This window comes from Staphylococcus sp. Marseille-Q1834 (assembly GCF_916858875.1).
Classification (GTDB): Bacteria; Bacillota; Bacilli; order Staphylococcales; family Staphylococcaceae; genus Staphylococcus; species Staphylococcus pragensis.
The window spans coordinates 181190-199434 of sequence record NZ_CAKASN010000001.1 but is presented as its reverse complement, the minus strand read 5'-3'; the positions used below and the strand labels follow the sequence as shown (position 1 = coordinate 199434).

General features: G+C 32.4%; 14 protein-coding genes and 1 riboswitch. Of the genes, 11 read left to right on the top strand and 3 right to left on the bottom strand.

Features of this window, described 5'->3' with window-relative positions; all coding sequences use genetic code 11:
• Positions 1–15 precede the first annotated feature (15 nt).
• The 3 genes from mgtE to fabI all read left to right on the top strand — a co-directional run bounded on the left by mgtE (position 16) and on the right by fabI (position 4201).
• Positions 16–1401, top strand: a complete 1386-nt coding sequence (gene mgtE / locus LIX58_RS01090; RefSeq protein WP_154836603.1) for a magnesium transporter — start codon at positions 16–18, stop codon at positions 1399–1401.
• A gap of 9 nt (positions 1402–1410) precedes the next feature.
• Positions 1411–3255, top strand: coding sequence for a monovalent cation:proton antiporter family protein (locus LIX58_RS01085; protein ID WP_126565261.1), 1845 nt, complete (start codon positions 1411–1413; stop codon positions 3253–3255).
• 175 nt (positions 3256–3430) lie between these two features.
• On the top strand, positions 3431–4201 hold the full coding sequence (gene fabI / locus LIX58_RS01080) for an enoyl-ACP reductase FabI (protein WP_126565262.1): 771 nt from the start codon (positions 3431–3433) through the stop codon (positions 4199–4201).
• A 315-nt stretch (positions 4202–4516) separates the two neighbouring features.
• Here the strand turns inward: fabI and cozEa are convergent, their stop codons facing one another.
• Positions 4517–5602: a lipoteichoic acid biosynthesis protein CozEa gene (gene cozEa / locus LIX58_RS01075; RefSeq protein WP_126565263.1), complete on the bottom strand. Its 1086-nt coding sequence runs from the start codon at positions 5600–5602 to the stop codon at positions 4517–4519.
• Between the two features lie 298 nt (positions 5603–5900).
• Here cozEa and LIX58_RS01070 point away from each other — a divergent pair, with 298 nt between their 5' ends.
• Both LIX58_RS01070 and LIX58_RS01065 read left to right on the top strand, forming a co-directional pair.
• Entirely contained in the window at positions 5901–6662 is a 762-nt protein-coding gene (locus tag LIX58_RS01070) for an esterase family protein (protein ID WP_226386006.1), read from the top strand.
• Positions 6663–6856: 194 nt separating this feature from the next.
• Positions 6857–7366 (top strand): YjcG family protein, encoded by a 510-nt coding sequence (locus LIX58_RS01065; RefSeq protein WP_126565265.1) that lies wholly within the window; start codon positions 6857–6859, stop codon positions 7364–7366.
• Between the two features lie 75 nt (positions 7367–7441).
• Here the strand turns inward: LIX58_RS01065 and ltaA are convergent, their stop codons facing one another.
• Positions 7442–8638, bottom strand: a complete 1197-nt coding sequence (gene ltaA / locus LIX58_RS01060) for a lipoteichoic acid biosynthesis MFS flippase LtaA (RefSeq protein ID WP_186805168.1) — start codon at positions 8636–8638, stop codon at positions 7442–7444.
• Positions 8616–9791 (bottom strand): diglucosyl diacylglycerol synthase, encoded by a 1176-nt coding sequence (locus LIX58_RS01055; protein ID WP_154836606.1) that lies wholly within the window; start codon positions 9789–9791, stop codon positions 8616–8618. The genes ltaA and LIX58_RS01055 overlap by 23 nt, the downstream gene beginning before the upstream one ends.
• A 405-nt stretch (positions 9792–10196) precedes the next feature.
• On the opposite strand from LIX58_RS01055, the gene LIX58_RS01050 reads away from it, so the two are divergent.
• The 6 genes from LIX58_RS01050 (at position 10197) to LIX58_RS01025 (ending at position 18210) form a co-directional block, all read left to right on the top strand.
• Positions 10197–11681: a UDP-N-acetylmuramoyl-L-alanyl-D-glutamate--L-lysine ligase gene (locus LIX58_RS01050; RefSeq protein ID WP_126565268.1), complete on the top strand. Its 1485-nt coding sequence runs from the start codon at positions 10197–10199 to the stop codon at positions 11679–11681.
• On the top strand, positions 11671–11931 hold the full coding sequence (locus LIX58_RS01045) for a YueH family protein (protein ID WP_126565269.1): 261 nt from the start codon (positions 11671–11673) through the stop codon (positions 11929–11931). The genes LIX58_RS01050 and LIX58_RS01045 overlap by 11 nt, the downstream gene beginning before the upstream one ends.
• Positions 11928–13490, top strand: a complete 1563-nt coding sequence (locus LIX58_RS01040) for a peptide chain release factor 3 (RefSeq protein ID WP_126565270.1) — start codon at positions 11928–11930, stop codon at positions 13488–13490. The genes LIX58_RS01045 and LIX58_RS01040 overlap by 4 nt, the downstream gene beginning before the upstream one ends.
• Positions 13491–13601: 111 nt before the next feature.
• A riboswitch (yybP-ykoY riboswitch) is annotated at positions 13602–13732 on the top strand.
• Positions 13733–13780: 48 nt separating this feature from the next.
• Positions 13781–14575 carry a TerC family protein gene (locus LIX58_RS01035; protein ID WP_226386005.1) on the top strand — a complete coding sequence of 265 codons (795 nt, stop codon included), beginning with the start codon at positions 13781–13783 and terminating at the stop codon, positions 14573–14575.
• Positions 14576–14949: 374 nt separating this feature from the next.
• Positions 14950–16833 (top strand): S1C family serine protease, encoded by a 1884-nt coding sequence (locus LIX58_RS01030; protein ID WP_154836608.1) that lies wholly within the window; start codon positions 14950–14952, stop codon positions 16831–16833.
• Positions 16834–16851: 18 nt separating this feature from the next.
• Entirely contained in the window at positions 16852–18210 is a 1359-nt protein-coding gene (locus tag LIX58_RS01025) for a TrkH family potassium uptake protein (protein WP_126565273.1), read from the top strand.
• The last annotated feature ends 35 nt before the right edge of the window (positions 18211–18245 follow it).

The following is an 18245-nucleotide window of genomic DNA, read 5'->3' as shown; positions in this document are numbered from 1 at the left end:
TAGGAGGGACGTCCCGTGTCGTCAGAAATAGAAAAACACGACAAAAATGAATTAGAAGAATATAATAAACGTCTACTAGACGATATTTTAGCGCAAGATGATATTGATCGTTTCAGAGAAGAATTTCTAGCGATTCATGAATATGAACAAAGCGAGTATTTCGAGAATACAACCTCAGAGAACAGGCAAAAGATTTTTGAATTTTTATCTCCAAAAGAAGTAGCTGAATTCTTCGATCAATTAGAAATAGATGAAGATGAATATGAAGATTTATTTGATACTATGGATGCGCATTATGCAAGTAAAGTGTTGGAAAATATGTCTTCCGATAATGCGGTAGATATTTTAAATGAATTATCAAAACCGAAAGTAGCAAGTTTACTTACGTTAATGCATCGTGATGAAGCGAATGAAATTAAAGACTTGTTACATTATGAAGAAGACACTGCCGGCGGTATTATGACTACCGAATATATTTCGTTAGATGCAGATACACCGGTAAAAGAAGCTTTATTGTTAGTAAAAGAGCAAGCGCCTGATGCTGAAACTATTTATGTTATTTTTGCAGTCAATACGACTGGACAACTTGTCGGCGTCTTATCTTTGAGAGATTTAATTGTTGCGGAAAATGATGCTTACATCGAAGATATTATGAATACACGTGTAATAAGTGTCGACGTAGCAGAAGACCAAGAGGACGTTGCGCAAAAAATGAGAGACTATGATTTTATCGCTATGCCTGTAGTAGATTATCAAAGTCATCTTTTAGGGATTATTACGATTGATGATATCTTAGACGTAATGGATGAAGAGGCTAGTGAAGACTACTCACGCTTAGCCGGGGTTTCAGATATTGATTCAACAAACGATTCAGTAGTGAAAACAGCAACCAAACGTCTACCGTGGCTTATTATCTTAACGTTCTTAGGAATGATTACCGCAACCATTTTAGGAAGTTTCGAAGATACATTAGCTCAAGTTGCTTTACTAGCAGCGTTCATACCGATTATCAGTGGGATGTCAGGAAATTCAGGCACCCAATCACTTGCGGTTTCTGTAAGAAATATTTCTACCGGGGAAATTGACGAGCAAAGTAAGTTTAAAGTTGCTTTAAGAGAAGCTGGTAGTGGATTTTTATCGGGCATTGTTTGTGCCACTATACTTTTTATAATAATTGTAATATTGTATCGTCAACCGTTTTTAGCACTTATCGTTGGTGGCAGTCTAACTATCGCAATGACTGTAGGTACTTTAGTAGGTTCAATGATTCCATTAATAATGAATAAATTAAATATTGACCCAGCAGTAGCGAGTGGTCCATTTATTACTACAATTAATGATATTGTTAGTATGTTAATTTATTTCGGATTGGCAACAACATTCATGTCATATTTAACATAGGGGGACAAAATGGAGTTCTTTTCTCTAGTAATTGTAGTTGTAGCAGCATTTTTTACACCCATCATTGTAAATAGATTAAATATTACGTTTTTACCTGTAGTAGTGGCTGAAATTATTATGGGAATAATAATTGGCCACTCATTTTTAAATATTGTTGAAAAGGATAGTGTACTTAGTATTCTTTCAACACTTGGTTTTATCTTTTTAATGTTTTTAAGTGGTCTTGAAATTGATTTTAGTACGTTTAAAAAGGATACACGTAACCGACAAGGTACTAATAAAAATGAAAAACATGTACCAAGTCATCTTAATTTAGCTTTAACAGTATTTGCTTTTATCATGATTATTTCAATCATCCTAGCATACGCCTTTAAATGGTTAGGGCTTGTGGATGATGTCTTATTAATGATTATTATCATTTCAACTATTTCATTAGGTGTAGTCGTACCTACATTAAAAGAAATGAACATTATGCGTACTACCATTGGTCAATTTATTCTACTTGTTGCGGTTTTAGCCGATTTAGTAACAATGGTCTTATTAACCGTTTATGGCGGTATCAATGGCAACAGTGGTAGCTCTGTATGGTTATCTGCTATACTGCTTGTCTTTACAGCTATTTTTTATATACTAGGTGTTGTCTTTAAACGTATGAAGTTTTTACATCGTTTAATTGGCGGAACAACACAAATAGGTATTAGAGCTATTTTTGCGTTAATAATATTATTGGTCGCTTTAGCTGAAGGCGTTGGGGCTGAATATATATTAGGTGCTTTCTTAGCAGGTGTGGTTGTATCTTTACTGAAACCAGACGAAGAACTAGTACATACATTAGATTCGTTTGGATATGGTTTCTTTATTCCGATATTCTTTATTATGGTAGGTGTAGATTTAAATATTCCTTCTTTAATTAAAGAACCATCATTATTACTTATTATACCTGTGTTAATTTTAGCTTTTATTATTTCAAAATTAATTCCAGTATTCTTTATCAGACGTTGGTTTGATAGTAAGACAACGATAGCGTCAGCGTTCTTGTTAACATCAACATTGTCATTAGTTATCGCATCAGCAAAAATTGCAGAACAATTACATACTATTTCATCTGAAATGTCAGGTATTTTAATATTAAGTGCGATTATTACCTGTGTGTTTGTACCTATCATTTTCAAAAAAGTCTTTCCAGTTCCAGATGAAGCGAATCGTAAAATTGATATTGCCTTAATTGGTAAAAACCAATTAACTATCCCAATTGTTCGAAACTTGTCACCACATTTATATAATGTGACATTGTATTATCGTAAAGATTTAGGTGATAAACGTAATTTACCAGATAACGTGACAGTGGTTGAAATTTCGGAATATGAAGAACATTTGTTAGAAAGACTAGGATTATTCGATCAAGATATCGTAGTATGTTCGGCTAATGATGATAGCTTAAACCGAGATGTTGCTAAATTAGCTAAAGCACATGATGTGAAGCGAGTGATCTGCAGACTTGAAAGTAGTAGTGAAGATGATGAAATGAAAGCGGAAGGTATTGAAGTATTCAGTAACTTTATTAGTAATAGGGTCTTCCTTCAAGGTTTAATTGAAACACCGAATATGTTAAATATCTTAAGTAACGTTGAAACATCATTATATGAAATTGAAATGTTGAATCATAAATATGAAAATATACAATTACGTAATTTCCCATTTGGTGGCGATATAATCTTCGTGCGAATTATTCGCAATAACGAGTCTATCGTCCCACATGGTGATACACAACTTAGATATAAAGATCGTTTAATCGTTACAGGTTCTAAAGAATATGTAGATGAATTGAAATCAGAACTCGAATTTTATTATTAAAGTTTAGAAAAGAAGGTACATCATATGTTGGTGTACCTTCTTTTTAAATAAAACACTGATATTGCTTTATAAACCTTTATTAAGAATGGTAAAATATATTCATTAAAGTATTCTTTATTGTTTTAAACAATATGTTTACAGATTAAATAATAAATGATTATAAGGAGTTATTCGCATGATTAATCTTGAAAATAAAACATTCGTTATTATGGGTATTGCTAATAAACGTAGTATCGGATTCGGCGTTGCTAAAGTATTAGACCAATTAGGTGCTAAGTTAGTATTTACATATCGTAAAGATCGTAGCCGTAAAGAATTAGAAAAATTATTAGACCAATTAAATCAACAAGATCCAAAATTATACCAAATTGATGTCCAAAAAGATGAAGACGTAATAAATGGTTTCGCTAAAATTGGCGAAGAAGTTGGAAATATTGATGGTGTTTATCATTCAATTGCTTTTGCAAATATTGAAGATTTACGTGGTCGTTTCTCTGAAACATCTCGCGAAGGTTTCTTATTAGCTCAAGATATTAGTTCATATTCATTAACTATCGTTGCGCACGAAGCTAAAAAGATCATGCCAAATGGCGGTAGTATCGTAGCTACAACTTATTTAGGTGGCGAGTTTGCTGTTCAAAACTATAACGTTATGGGTGTAGCGAAAGCTAGTTTAGAAGCAAACGTTAAATATTTAGCTTATGACTTAGGTCCAGATAATATCCGTGTTAATGCGATTTCTGCAGGTCCTATCCGTACATTAAGTGCAAAAGGTGTTGGCGGATTTAACACAATTCTTAAAGAAATCGAAGAACGTGCACCATTAAGACGTAATGTTGATCAAGAAGAAGTTGGTAAAACAGCAGCTTACTTATTAAGTGATTTCTCAAGCGGTGTAACTGGTGAGAATATTCACGTAGACAGTGGTTTCCACGCAATTAAATAATAGTATGAGATATAGAGGCTGAGACAAATTAAAATGTCTTAGCCTTTGCTAATATATTGGCAGTAGCTGACTGGTTTGAAAATGCGCTTAAATCAAGCTTTTTTCAAATCTAGTCATCCTTGCCGGGGAGCGGGGCCCTAGCACGGAGAATTTCATTAAGAAATTCCACTAATAAAGCAAACTGGGGTTGAACGACGAAATTTATTTAATGTCTGTCCCACTCCCTTATTTTGTTTTGTAGTAAATGAAGTTTCCTATATATTGCAACAAAAGCGCTACTCTATCAACATAGAGTAGCGCTTTTCAGTAATACTATTAATCTTTCACATCGCTGTTTGCTTTATCAATAATACGTTGACGGTATTTAAATATATTACTAGCAACCGTTTTAAGTACTGCATATAAAGGCACAGCAATTAAAATAAGTGTGAATCCACCTAAATCCCCAGCAGCTAAAATGACTACAATGATTGTAAGCGGGTGAATACTTAAAGATTTACCCATAACATTTGGTGTGATGACGTTACCTTCAAGTTGTTGTGCAATTAAAGTAACGATACATACCCAAATGAACGTCGTTGGGCCATCAATTATACCTAGAATCGCGGCAGGTGCAAATGATAACCATGGTCCTAAGAAAGGAATTAAGTTTGCGAAAGCTGCAAATAATACAAGTAACGGCGTATAAGGTAAACCGATGATTGTATATCCAATATATAAGATAATACCTAAGATAACACTTACTGTTACTTGACCTTGAATATAAGATTTCAAAGTAAAGTTTAAGTCTTTTAATAAATCAACTACGAAGACTTTGCGTTCTCCTTTAAAGAATTTAGCAGTTGCAGGAATAAATTTTTCGTGATCCTTTAACATATAAATTAAGAAGAAAGGCACCATAACCAATAAGAATATAGTAGAAATCAATGATGTTATGTAAGTAAATGAATTTGCTAAAATACCAGTCATACTATCACCAATTGATTTTACTGCAGAATTGATGCGATTAGTCACATCACTAGGTAATTTATCCATTTGGTTAAGTGAGAAATTAATAATTTTTTCAGCCTCACGTTGTAATGTCGGCGTTGCTTTAATTAAATTATTAACATTTGAAAGAATAATCGGTGCAACGAAAGCTACAATAATAGCGATAATTGCAATTAAACCAATAAATATTGTTAAAATACTCGCCCAACGAGGGAAGCCCCATTTTTCAAGGATGTTCTGGAAAGGTAAGCAGACATAGAATAAAAATCCGCTAATTAAGAATGGAAGGAATACAGAGCCAATAATTGTTGCGATAGGGGCAAAGACGCTTTGTACTTCCATAAATAATTTAATTAGCACGAACAGAATGATTAGCGCAATCCCTGTTCGAAACCATACTTTGTTAAGCATAAGCTTACTTCCTCCTAAAGTAATCATTTCATTAGTATAAGTATATATCAAAAGAGTATTGTTAAAAAGGGAAATTTTAATAGTGAAAAAGATATTAAAATATACTATTTCAAATTAAATAAATATAACAAGTCTAAATTTTATTTTTTATAATAACCTTTAAAAGTGTTGAGAATCAAAATAATATATATTATTGAGTATTTAATTAAATATTACTATTTGATGTTAATCAGTGATTTAAAAGTCATATTTAAATTTGATACAATAAAGATATTATTTAGAGGGGGCAACAATAACAATGGTGAATTTTAAACCAGGTAAAATCAATAAACACGTTTTACATAGTAATATTTTAGAAAGAGATGTTACGCTATCTGTTTATCTGCCAGAGGATTATTCAGAACTATTTAAATATCAAGTCATCATTTGTTTTGATGGACTCGACTTTTTACGTTTCGGGAGAATTCAACGTGAATATGAACGCTTAAGAAGAGAAGAGCAAATTCAACGCGCTATTATCGTTGGTTTCCATTATGAGGATGTTGATAAGCGTCGAGAAGAATTTCATCCTCAAGGTAGTCGTAGTAGCAAGACGGTTCAAGCAGTGGGGAAAGAGATATTACCGTTTATCGATAACACCTTCCCAACTTTCAAAGTAGGAAATGCCAGAATATTAATGGGTGATAGTTTAGCGGGTAGTATTGCATTGCTTACAGCACTTACTTATCCAACTATATTTAGTCAAGTTGCTATGCTCAGCCCACATTCTGACGACACAGTACTTGATAAATTGAATAGCTGTATACAATATAAAGAATTAACAATTTGGCACGCTATTGGTAAAGAAGAAGATGATTTCGAACTCCCAACTACTGGAGAGCGCGCGGACTTTTTAACGCCTAACAGAGCGCTTGCTAAAGCCATTGAACAATGTAGCATTACTTATCAATATACTGAATTTGATGGTGGGCATAATTGGAAATCTTGGAAACCTATGTTAGATGATATTTTAAATTATTTCTTAAATGAAGACATCCTATTACCATCTAATGAAGTGTAAATAGTTATATTTTTCGGGAAAAGGGTATTGATTATTAATAACATGGTTTAAATACACTCTTTCAATAAAGAGAAAAGACAGATTAGGCTTTATATTTCAATATTGTAAACCTTTTCAAAAAATTCTATTAACTCATAACCTAATATATAGAATTTTGCTATAATGAAACTATGTTAAACAAAGGAGGAATTTCAATGAATATAGGATTAGCATTAATTCCGTCAGAATCATTCCAAGAAGAAGTGAACGGTTATCGTAAACGTTATGATACTGAATATGCACGTATCATGCCACATATTACGATCAAATCACATTTTGAAATTAATGATGAAGAGTTAGATTCAGTAAAAGAAGAAGTTTCAAAAAGATTAGAAGGTTCAAAACCAATTGAAGTACATGCAACAAAAGCTTCAAGTTTCAAACCTACAAATAATGTTATTTATTTTAAAGTTGCTAAAACTGATGAGTTAGAACAACTTTTCGATAAATTTAATACTGGGGATTTCCATGGTGAAGCGGAACATCCTTTCGTACCTCATTTTACAATTGCTCAAGGTTTATCTAGTCAAGAATTCGAAGATATTTATGGCCAAGTAGAATTAGCAGGGGTAGACCATAAAGAAATTATCGATGAACTTTCATTATTACGTTTTGACGAAGAAGAAGATAAATGGAAAGTAATTGATACTTTCAAATTAGCGTAATTATTTAATATATTGAAGAAGGGTCTAGAAATCAGTGTGATAACACTCGTTTCTAGACCCTTTTTTAAATACGAATTAAAAACGTTTTTGTTTATGCCCACTTTTCATAAAATAAATGCCATAAAATACAGCTAGCATTAAAAAGATGAATGCTGAAAAATAAAATGTATAACTTAAACCATTTGAAAACTGTGCAATAAGACCACCGAATAAAGGTCCAATCATTGAACCAAAGCCTTGTACACTGTTAAATACGCCCCATGTTTCTTCTTGTTCAGAAGAATCTATTTGACCTGCCATAAATGTATTCCAAGCTGGTAATAAAATACCATACATTAATCCTATGAAGATAGCTACAATCCATACAACGATAATGTTAGTAACTAATGACAATCCGAAGATAAAAGCAGTAAATAATATGAAACCTGTAAAGATAATTCCATACATAAATCCTCGACTATTTCTATCGATAATCTTAGATAAAAATAGCATTGAAATAGCACAACCAATACCGCCAATCGCAATTGCAACAGTATATTCAATGGTACTCACACCAACGACTTTAGTGGCATAAGTAGGTAAAATAGGAAGTAAGGCTGAGATTGAAGCGCCTTGTAATAAGATACCTGGGAATAATACAATATGACGTTTCATTACATCAACGATTTGACCAAGTTGTTCACTAACGGGTTTAGTATTATAGTTCGTTAGTTTAATATCAACAAAGTAATATAATACCCACGCAATAACGACCACTAGAGACATCATAAATGCAAAGCGTGTTGGATGTAATTTTACTAAGACATTCATAAATGCCCAACCTACTAGCAAACCTAATAACCATGCAAAGTATACATATCCCATTTGTTTACCACGCTGATCCTCTTCAACACTGGATAACATAATGACCCAAATAGGACTGACAGCAATACCTAGCATAATCGCACTAAAGATAATGATTATTGGATTTGCGGGGAAAAAGATAACTAAAAATAAACTAATGAAAGCAAGCAAAAATCCTAAAGTTAAGACGATTTTAGTTCCAAACTTTTTCAATAGGAAGCCGATGACAAAATTGGTTGCTGCATCGGAAATAAAATGAATCGATAATGCTGCTGAGGTTACTCCTACTGCAATAGAAGTGACAGTAGGTAAGTAATTAATGTAACTTAAAATATACATTCCTCTAGCAAATTCCATTAAAAATAGAATGATAAGCATTATCTTAAAGTTTTTACTTATATTTTTATTATTTAACGAAGAACTTGGCATAAAGTGGCACCTTTCCATAAATTTCCTGTTGTTGTGATGAACTATCTAGGATATCTAATAGATCGTTACATAGTCTATATGTTGAATAATCAACTTTTTCATTCGCCATTTTTTCGCTCATTGTTTTAAGTTTATCTTCATGATTAGTTAAATCAGACACGACATCAATTGCTTCTTCAGGTGTATTAGCAATTTTGCCATATCCTTTTTCTTGGAAGTAATATGCATTTTCTAGTTCTTGCCCAGGAGCAGGATTTAAGAAAATCATAGGTAAACTTCTAGTTAAGCCTTCAGAAATAGTGATACCGCCTGGTTTTGTAATCATAAGTTGGCTAGAAGCCATCCATTCATTCATGTGTTTTGTATAACCTAAAATAAGGACATTATCATATGATTTAAATTGTAACTCTAAATTACGTTTTAATGCCTTACTTCGACCACACACCATTACAATTTGAGAATGTGGGCTTTTTTCTAAAATATTTTCAATCATATATTCAAAGCCTTTAGAAACACCAAAGGCACCAGCTGACATTAAAATAGTAGGCTTGTCTGGACTAAGATGATGCTGAGTTAACCATGACTCTTTATCAATGTCCTCTTCAAATTTATCTGAAATAGGGATACCAGTAACTTTAATATCAGATGCAGGGATACCTACATTCATAAAGTCTTTCTTCGTATCTTCCGTCGCTACATAGTATCTGTGAGAATTTGGCGTAACCCAGTTCTTCTGCAAACGATAGTCAGTCATTACAGTCGCAATTGGAATGCGCATGTTAAATTGTTCAGTCAAAACTGACATAACCGGAGTAGGGAATGTCAATAATATTAAATCTGGCTTCTCTTTGAGAAGTAAATTAATTAATTTATTCAAGCCATAATACTTATAAAAACATTTATCTAATTCATCTGGGCGACTATAATAAAAGTTTTTATACATATTTCTAAAATATTTAAAGCTATTAATATACCATTTCTTACATATAGAAGTTAATATAGGATGAGCTTCCATAAATAAGTCATGCTCAATCACCGTTAAGTGAGGTAAATTCATTTCATTAAGTTGATTAACGACACTTTGTGTTACTTGTAAATGACCATTTCCAAATGACCCGGTAATAATCAATAACTTTTTATTTTGAGAAACCATTAATAGTCACCCTCCAATAATTTAAATTTATCACTGATAAAAATTAGGAATATATTAAGGTTAAAATTAATATTTATGAAGAGAAATTTATAACCTATATAAAACCTATTAATTTCATTTATAGTGCATTATAGCACAATGAAATAGTGAATACTCGTTGTTTATACTTATATCCTAGCATTAAAGTGTTCAAATGTATTGCTATAAAGCTACATATATATAAAATTTTAAAATAATTAACTTCAAATTAATAAATAGAATTTATAAGTGAGATTGAAATGATTGTTGGATTGTGAGGAAGTATCAAATCAAGTGATTAAATTGATTTAATCTGATAATAATGAATTTATCAACGTCTTTAAAACGTGTATAATAGAATTATTGTAAAAAAAGGAGCGAGACATTTTGAATGCGAATGAGTTGTTCGAAAAAATAAGAGTCAAAGAAGTTATTGGAACTTTAGATATAAATGTAAATGATATTACTACAGATTCACGTACAGCAAAAGAAGGAAGTATATTTGTCGCATCAAAAGGATATACTGTTGACAGCCATAAGTTTTGCCAGAACGTAGTGGATCAAGGCGCTAAAGTTATAGTAGTGAACCACAAACAAGAAATTAATGGCGATGTAACACAAATCATCGTTCCAGATACACTAAGAGTAGCAAGTTTACTTGCTCATACTTTATTTGATTATCCTAGCCAAAAGCTAGCTACATTCGGTGTAACAGGTACAAATGGTAAAACATCAATAGCTACGATGATTCATCTCATTTTCAGAGGTTTAGGAAAAGGTAGTGCATACTTGGGCACAAACGGCTTTCAAATTAATGAACAAAAGACTAAAGGTGCCAATACTACACCAGAAACTGTTTCATTAACTAAAAAAATTAAAGAAGCGGTTGATAAAAATGCAGAAGCGATGACAATGGAAGTTTCAAGCCACGGTTTAGCGTTAGGAAGATTACGAGGCGTAGAATTTGATGTTGCTATCTTCTCTAATCTTACACAAGACCACTTAGACTTCCACGGTACAATGGAAGCTTATGGGCACGCTAAATCATTGCTATTCAGTCAATTAGGCGAAGACTTATCTAAAGAAAAATATGTCGTATTAAACAATGATGATGGTTTTTCAGAATATCTAGCTTCAGTAACACCGTTTGAAATTTTTAGTTACGGTATAGATAATGAAGCACAATTTATGGCAAAGAATATTCAAGAGTCATTACAAGGTGTTCAGTTTGACTTTGTAACCCCAGTTGGCACATATCATGTTCAATCACCATATGTTGGTAAGTTTAATATTTCAAATATTATGGCAGCAATGATTGCTGTTTGGAGTAAAGGCACTGCAATGGAAGATATTGTACGCGTCGTTAAATCATTAGAACCAGTAGAAGGTCGTTTAGAAGTGTTAGATCCATCATTACCTATTGATTTAATTATAGACTATGCTCACACTGCTGATGGCATGAATAAGCTTATCGATGCGGTTAAACCATTTGTTAAGCAAAAGCTTATCTTCTTAGTAGGTATGGCTGGAGAACGTGATTTAACTAAAACACCTGAAATGGGCTCGGTTGCATGTCGTGCAGACTATGTAATTTTCACACCGGATAACCCAGCGAACGACGATCCAAAAATGTTAACTGGAGAATTAGCCAAAGGTGCCACACATGATAACTATGTTGAATTTGACGATAGAGCTGAAGGTATTAGACATGCGATTGACGTTGCAGAACCAGGGGATACAGTGGTTCTAGCTTCTAAAGGAAGAGAACCATATCAAATCATGCCTGGACATGTTAAAGTGCCTCATAGAGATGACTTAATCGGATTAGAAGCAGCTTATAAAAAATTTGGCGGTGGCCCAGTTGAAGATTAAGCAACTTTCTGAACAAAATGAAGTTGTCAATGTATATCTTTATAAGAATGATGAGATAGAACAGCTAATGATAGCTATTCCAGACATGTTTTGGTCTGTTGAAATTGATTATAACGACATGAATATAAATGAAATTCAAGAAGAATTAGTAATGCAATTATTTACTTTTAAAGATGAAAATGAAGCGACACGTATTGCTTCTAAATTATCTGAATGGATTGCGAATGATTTGAAGGAGAATATTAAATGAGTTTAAAAGAAGAAGTAGAGTCAAGAAAGACGTTTGCCATCATCTCTCACCCGGATGCTGGTAAAACAACGTTAACTGAAAAATTATTGTATTTTAGTGGAGCGATTCGTGAAGCTGGTACAGTTAAAGGTAAAAAGACTGGAAAGTTTGCTACAAGTGACTGGATGAAAGTAGAACAAGAACGTGGTATCTCTGTAACAAGTTCTGTAATGCAATTTGATTATGACGATTATAAAATTAATATCTTAGATACACCAGGACACGAAGACTTCTCTGAAGATACGTATCGAACTTTAATGGCTGTAGACAGTGCCGTCATGGTTATTGACTGTGCTAAAGGTATCGAGCCTCAAACATTAAAATTATTCAAAGTATGTAAAATGAGAGGTATCCCGATTTTTACATTTATTAATAAGTTAGACCGTGTAGGTAAAGAGCCATTTGAATTATTAGATGAAATTGAAGAAACATTAAATATTGATACGTACCCAATGAACTGGCCAATTGGTATGGGACAAAATTTCTTTGGTATTATTGATCGTCATTCTAAATCAATTGAACCGTTTAGAGACGAAGAAAATGTCTTACATTTAAATGACGATTACGAATTAAAAGAAGATCATGCTATAACTAATGACAGTGCTTTCGAACAAGCGATTGAAGAATTTATGCTAGTTGAAGAAGCGGGAGAAGAATTTGATAACGAAGCGTTATTAAACGGTGAATTAACACCTGTATTCTTCGGTTCAGCTTTAGCTAACTTTGGTGTTCAAAACTTTTTAAATGCTTATGTAGACCATGCACCTATGCCGAATGCACGTCAAACTAATGAAGACGTAGAAGTAAGTCCATTTGACGATGAATTCTCAGGATTTATTTTCAAAATTCAAGCGAATATGGACCCTAAACACCGCGATAGAATTGCGTTTATGCGTGTAGTAAGTGGCGCATTTGAACGTGGTATGGACGTTACATTACAACGTACTGAGAAGAAACAAAAAATTACACGTTCAACATCATTTATGGCGGATGATAAAGAGACGGTTAACCATGCCGTAGCAGGGGACATTATTGGTTTATATGATACTGGTAACTATCAAATTGGTGATACATTAGTAGGCGGTAAACAAAAATTTAGTTTCCAAGATTTACCACAGTTCACGCCAGAGATATTTATGAAAGTGTCTGCGAAGAACGTTATGAAACAAAAACATTTCCATAAAGGTATTGAACAGTTAGTACAAGAAGGTGCAATTCAATACTATAAAACATTGCATACGAATCAAATTATTCTTGGGGCAGTGGGACAATTACAATTTGAAGTGTTTGAGCACCGTATGAAAAATGAGTACAACGTAGATGTAGTTATGGAACCTGTAGGTAGAAAAATTGCACGTTGGATTGAAAATGAAGAAGATATTCAAGATAAAATGAATACATCTCGTTCAATCTTAGTGAAAGATAGATATGATAACTTCGTCTTCTTATTTGAAAATGAATTCGCAACACGTTGGTTTGAAGAAAAATTCCCAGACATCAAACTCTATAGTTTATTATAAGTATGGGATATTAAAGTGAAATTATAATTAAAATCAATCAATATAATCAATTATGATTGTTTATTACTATGAATATTGGTTATAATACACATAACAAATGAATACCTATGACATGTTGTCAGAGGGGAGTAACTTGAAACCACTATTTGAACAAAGTGGTTTAGCACTTTATCGTCATTACGAAGTAAATACTTCCGGTAAAGTGGGTAAATGAATTGCTAAGTGAGACCTTTGCTATTATTTAGCATAGGTCTCTTTATTTGTATAAAATGAAAAAGGAGTTGTCCCCTATGGATCCGAGTTTAATATTACCGTATTTGTGGGTAATCTTAGTCCTTGTATTCTTAGAAGGATTATTAGCAGCAGACAATGCTGTTGTAATGGCTGTAATGGTAAAACATTTACCACCTGAGCAGCGTAAAAAAGCACTATTCTATGGCCTTTTAGGCGCATTTGTATTCCGTTTTATTGCATTATTCTTAATTAGTATTATTGTTAATTTCTGGTTCATCCAAGCTCTTGGTGCGGCATATTTAATCTTTATGTCCATTAGAAATCTATGGAATTTCTTCCATAAGAAAGAGAATGAACATGAAGCTGGAGACGATCATCACTATGATGAATCTGGCGTTGAAAAGAAAGTAAGTCCTTTACAATTCTGGGGCACTGTATTTAAAGTAGAATTCGCAGATATCGCATTTGCCATCGACTCTATGTTAGCTGCTATGGCAATCGCCGTAACACTTCCTAAAATGGGCATTCACTTTGGTGGAATGGATTTAGGTCAATTTGGTGTTATGTTTATAGGCGGAATGATTGGTGTTATTTTAATGCGTTTCGCTGCCACATGGTTTGTTGACTTATTAAATAAATACCCAGGCTTAGAAGGAGCTGCCTTCGCTATCGTTGGTTGGGTAGGTATTAAATTAGTCGTTATCGTGCTTGCTCATAAAGATATCGGTATTTTACCTGAAGACTTCCCACATGGTGCTCTATGGCAAACTATCTTCTGGGTTGTTATGATTTTATTAGTTGTAATTGGCTGGTTAACATCAGTACGCAACAATAAAAAGAAAGCAAAATAATATATAATATACATTTAGTGTCTTTCTAAGTTTAATTTTAAACAAACTTTGAAAGACACTTTTCTTATAAAATTAAGAAAATAAACGGTCTATTCATTGCTTATTAGTACTTTTGATATTAAAATTTAATTAATGAATAAATTACTTAAAATTAACAAATTTTATTAGGCATCTTCTACTTGCCTATAAGTTAGAATTTGCAAGACTGTTAGAAAGCCCTTGTCAATCGAGGAAACGAAATACGTAACAACGGGTGTTTACTTTGTGTAAATGAGCTAGTTATGTATAAGTTGATGAAGAGTGAAAGAGTTTGTCTATAGTCTAAAATGATACATATTTATAGCTAGTGATTATAATGTTAGGAGTGGACAGCTTTGAATAATGATAAAAAGCACGTCATACCACGCGATAGATATCGTCGTAAGCGTCATGAATATTTTCATAATGAAGAACGTGAAGAAAGAATTGCGCGTGAGAAAGAGCAACGTGAACGTTTAGCTGAAAAAGAGCAACAATTAGTAAAAGTAAATGAAGAACGTGTTCGAGATAATTTAAGAAAAGCTAGAATTGAAAAATTAACACAAGAAGAAATACAACAGCAACAACATGAAGCCAAATTAAGAGCAAATAACAATAGTTCTTCAACCAATGAAAATAAAGAACATAATTTAACATTGCCTGAAGAACAACGTTTAAACGAAGAAAAAAATAATGCGACAGATAGCGATCAATTAAAACATCAGCGAAACAAAGAAAATTCAACTGAAGAAAAAGAATCCCAACCTGTATATAGTAGGGTAAACAAAAATAAAGAAAAAGGTACGCAAGCTACTAAAAATAAAGATAAAGCAAAAGAGCAAAAAGTTGAAACAGTCTATGATAATCAAACAAATGACATAGATAGTAAGCGTGAACCACATAGTGTAGTAAATAACACAACATCAATAGAGAAAAACAATGAAGAAAATAAATATGATACAAAAGATAATCACAAAAAAACATCTACTCAAAAAGTAAAAGAAGATAAAGAATTAAAGGCTCAAGAAGCATCAAGAGATGAAAATAACGCTAAGAAGAACTTTGATTCTCAAAATGAAACCCAACCGACAAAATCAAATAATAGTAATGAAATGATGGATAAAGTGAAAGTCTTTCTACAACGTCACTGGATTAAGATTGTTATTGCTATCATTATTCTATTATTAATTTTAGTACTAAATTCGATTTTTTCTCACTCAAAACATAATCAAAATATTAATCAAAGCGAAAATAACGATAAGAAGTATACCACAACTATGAAAATTGCTAATAATGCTGTTAAATCAGTCGTAACAGTCGAAAGTAACACACCTAAGAATACTTCAGTTCAAAAAACAAATACAAATTCAGATAATGAACTTGGCTCAGGTGTCGTCTACAAAACTGTAGGCGACACTATTTTTATTTTGACCAATACACATATTATTGATCAAAGCGACGATATTAAAATAACTTACGATGATAATAAAACTGTACAAGCAAAAGTTGTAGGTAAAGACAAATGGTCTGATGTAGCAGTGCTTAAAGTGAAATTAAAAGATGGTAATATTAAACCGCTTCATATTGGAAACTCAAATCATTTAGTAGTTGGGGAATCTATTATAGTTATAGGAAATCCGCTAGGAAATGACTTTAAAAATACTGTTTCTAAAGGTATTATTTCAGGAATTAATCGTTTAGTACCAGTCGATTTTGATAAAGATAATAATAATGATGAACTCATTAAAGCCTTTCAAATTGACGCGCCTGTGAATCCTGGTAATTCTGGTGGTCCGGTCATCAATAAAACCGGAGACTTAATAGGGATAGTATCTCTCAAAATAAATATGCCAAGTATTGAAGGAATGGGCTTTGCAATACCTATTAATGAAGCACAATCTATAGCTAATGAATTGGAAAAAAACGGGAAAATTGAGTATCCAAATACTGGAATAGCAATTGAAAACGTAAAAGACATGAACAGTTACGAAAGAAAAATGATTAAGTTACCTAATGAAATTAACCAAGGTATTGTAGTTAAAAATTTAAAAGATGGTGGGTTAGGAGAAAAATCTGGTTTAAAAACTGGCGATGTCATTGTAGAATTAGATAGTAAAACTTTAAAAAATAATTTACAGTATAGACAAATTCTTTTTGAACACAGACAAGATTTAAAAACATTGTCCGCGAAAATTTTTAGAGAAGGAAAATCTCAAAAGATAAAAATAAAATTAAAATAACGTTGAGGTGACAAGTTAGTGTCTATTTTTAGTAAGTTACTTAAAAAATCAAGTCCTCAACAAGGGATTGTTTTATATTATTTAATAGCCATAATTGTCGCTTTTTTATTATTAAACCTTCCTTTTGTGCATAAGCCAGGTGTGAATGTTTCGCCAATTGATACTCTGTTTGTAGCCGTTTCTGGTATCAGTGTAACAGGATTAACCCCAGTGAATATAGTTGATACATACTCTGCATTTGGGCAAATCATTATACTCATCATTCTAAATATCGGTGGTATTGGTGTCATGGCCATTGGTACGGTTTTATGGGTAGTGCTTGGTAAACACATTGGGATTCGAGAGCGTCAATTAATCATGTTAGATAATAACAAAGATACGATGAGTGGCACAGTTAAACTAATATTAGAGATTATTAAAACAATTGTCACTATTGAATTTATAGGTGCATTGTTACTAGCATTTTACTTCTATAGAGATAATCCAGATTTAAAAAATGCATTAATGCAAGGTTTATTTGTTTCTATATCTGCTACTACAAATGGCGGTTTAGACATAACAGGTCAATCATTAATTCCTTATGCAAATGATTATTTTGTTCAGACGATAGTAATGTTTCTTATAATCTTAGGCTCTATAGGATTTCCTGTGTTATTGGAAGTACGTGCTTATATTAGAAATAGGGTAAGTCATTTTAGATTTTCATTATTTACTAAAATTACTACTACTACATATTTCTTTTTATTCACATTTGGGGTACTAGCTATTTTAGCACTAGAGCATAATAACGCGTTTAAAGGGTTAAGTTGGCATCAATCATTGTTTTACGCGCTGTTTCAATCAGCTACTACTCGAAGTGCTGGATTACAGACTATTGATGTAACGCAATTAAGCGATGCTACGAATGTAATCATGAGTATCTTAATGTTCATTGGGTCTTCTCCTAGTTCTGTAGGTGGGGGTATTCGTACAACAACATTTGCGATACTAATTCTATTTGTCATTAATTTTAATAATAATTCTGAGAAAACTTCAATCAAAGTATATAATCGAGAAATTCATGTGGTAGATATTCAAAGATCATTTGCGGTATTTACAATGGCTTCAATTCTTACTTTTGTGAGTATGATTATTATTCTAGCCACTGAAAAAAATAACCTTAGTTTCTTGCAAGTCTTCTTTGAAGTAATGTCTGCCTTTGGTACATGTGGCTTGTCATTAGGTGTAACAGATAATATAAGTAGCATTACTAAAGTTGTTCTGATGATTCTAATGTTTATCGGTCGTGTTGGACTAATATCATTTATTATTATGATATCAGGACGTAAAGAACCAGATAAATTTAGTTATCCTAAAGAACGTATTCAAATTGGTTAATTCGATTTAGACATTTTAAGTAAATTTATTTATGA

What these genes read in the sequence shown, in the direction of transcription:
- LIX58_RS01085 (WP_126565261.1), top strand. Translation starts at nt 1,411, where the DNA reads ATGGAGTTCTTTTCTCTAGTAATTGTAGTTGTAGCAGCATTTTTTACA.
- fabI (WP_126565262.1), top strand. Translation starts at nt 3,431, where the DNA reads ATGATTAATCTTGAAAATAAAACATTCGTTATTATGGGTATTGCTAAT.
- cozEa (WP_126565263.1), bottom strand. Translation starts at nt 5,602, where the DNA reads ATGCTTAACAAAGTATGGTTTCGAACAGGGATTGCGCTAATCATTCTG.
- LIX58_RS01070 (WP_226386006.1), top strand. Translation starts at nt 5,901, where the DNA reads ATGGTGAATTTTAAACCAGGTAAAATCAATAAACACGTTTTACATAGT.
- LIX58_RS01065 (WP_126565265.1), top strand. Translation starts at nt 6,857, where the DNA reads ATGAATATAGGATTAGCATTAATTCCGTCAGAATCATTCCAAGAAGAA.
- ltaA (WP_186805168.1), bottom strand. Translation starts at nt 8,638, where the DNA reads ATGCCAAGTTCTTCGTTAAATAATAAAAATATAAGTAAAAACTTTAAG.
- LIX58_RS01055 (WP_154836606.1), bottom strand. Translation starts at nt 9,791, where the DNA reads ATGGTTTCTCAAAATAAAAAGTTATTGATTATTACCGGGTCATTTGGA.
- LIX58_RS01040 (WP_126565270.1), top strand. Translation starts at nt 11,928, where the DNA reads ATGAGTTTAAAAGAAGAAGTAGAGTCAAGAAAGACGTTTGCCATCATC.
- LIX58_RS01035 (WP_226386005.1), top strand. Translation starts at nt 13,781, where the DNA reads ATGGATCCGAGTTTAATATTACCGTATTTGTGGGTAATCTTAGTCCTT.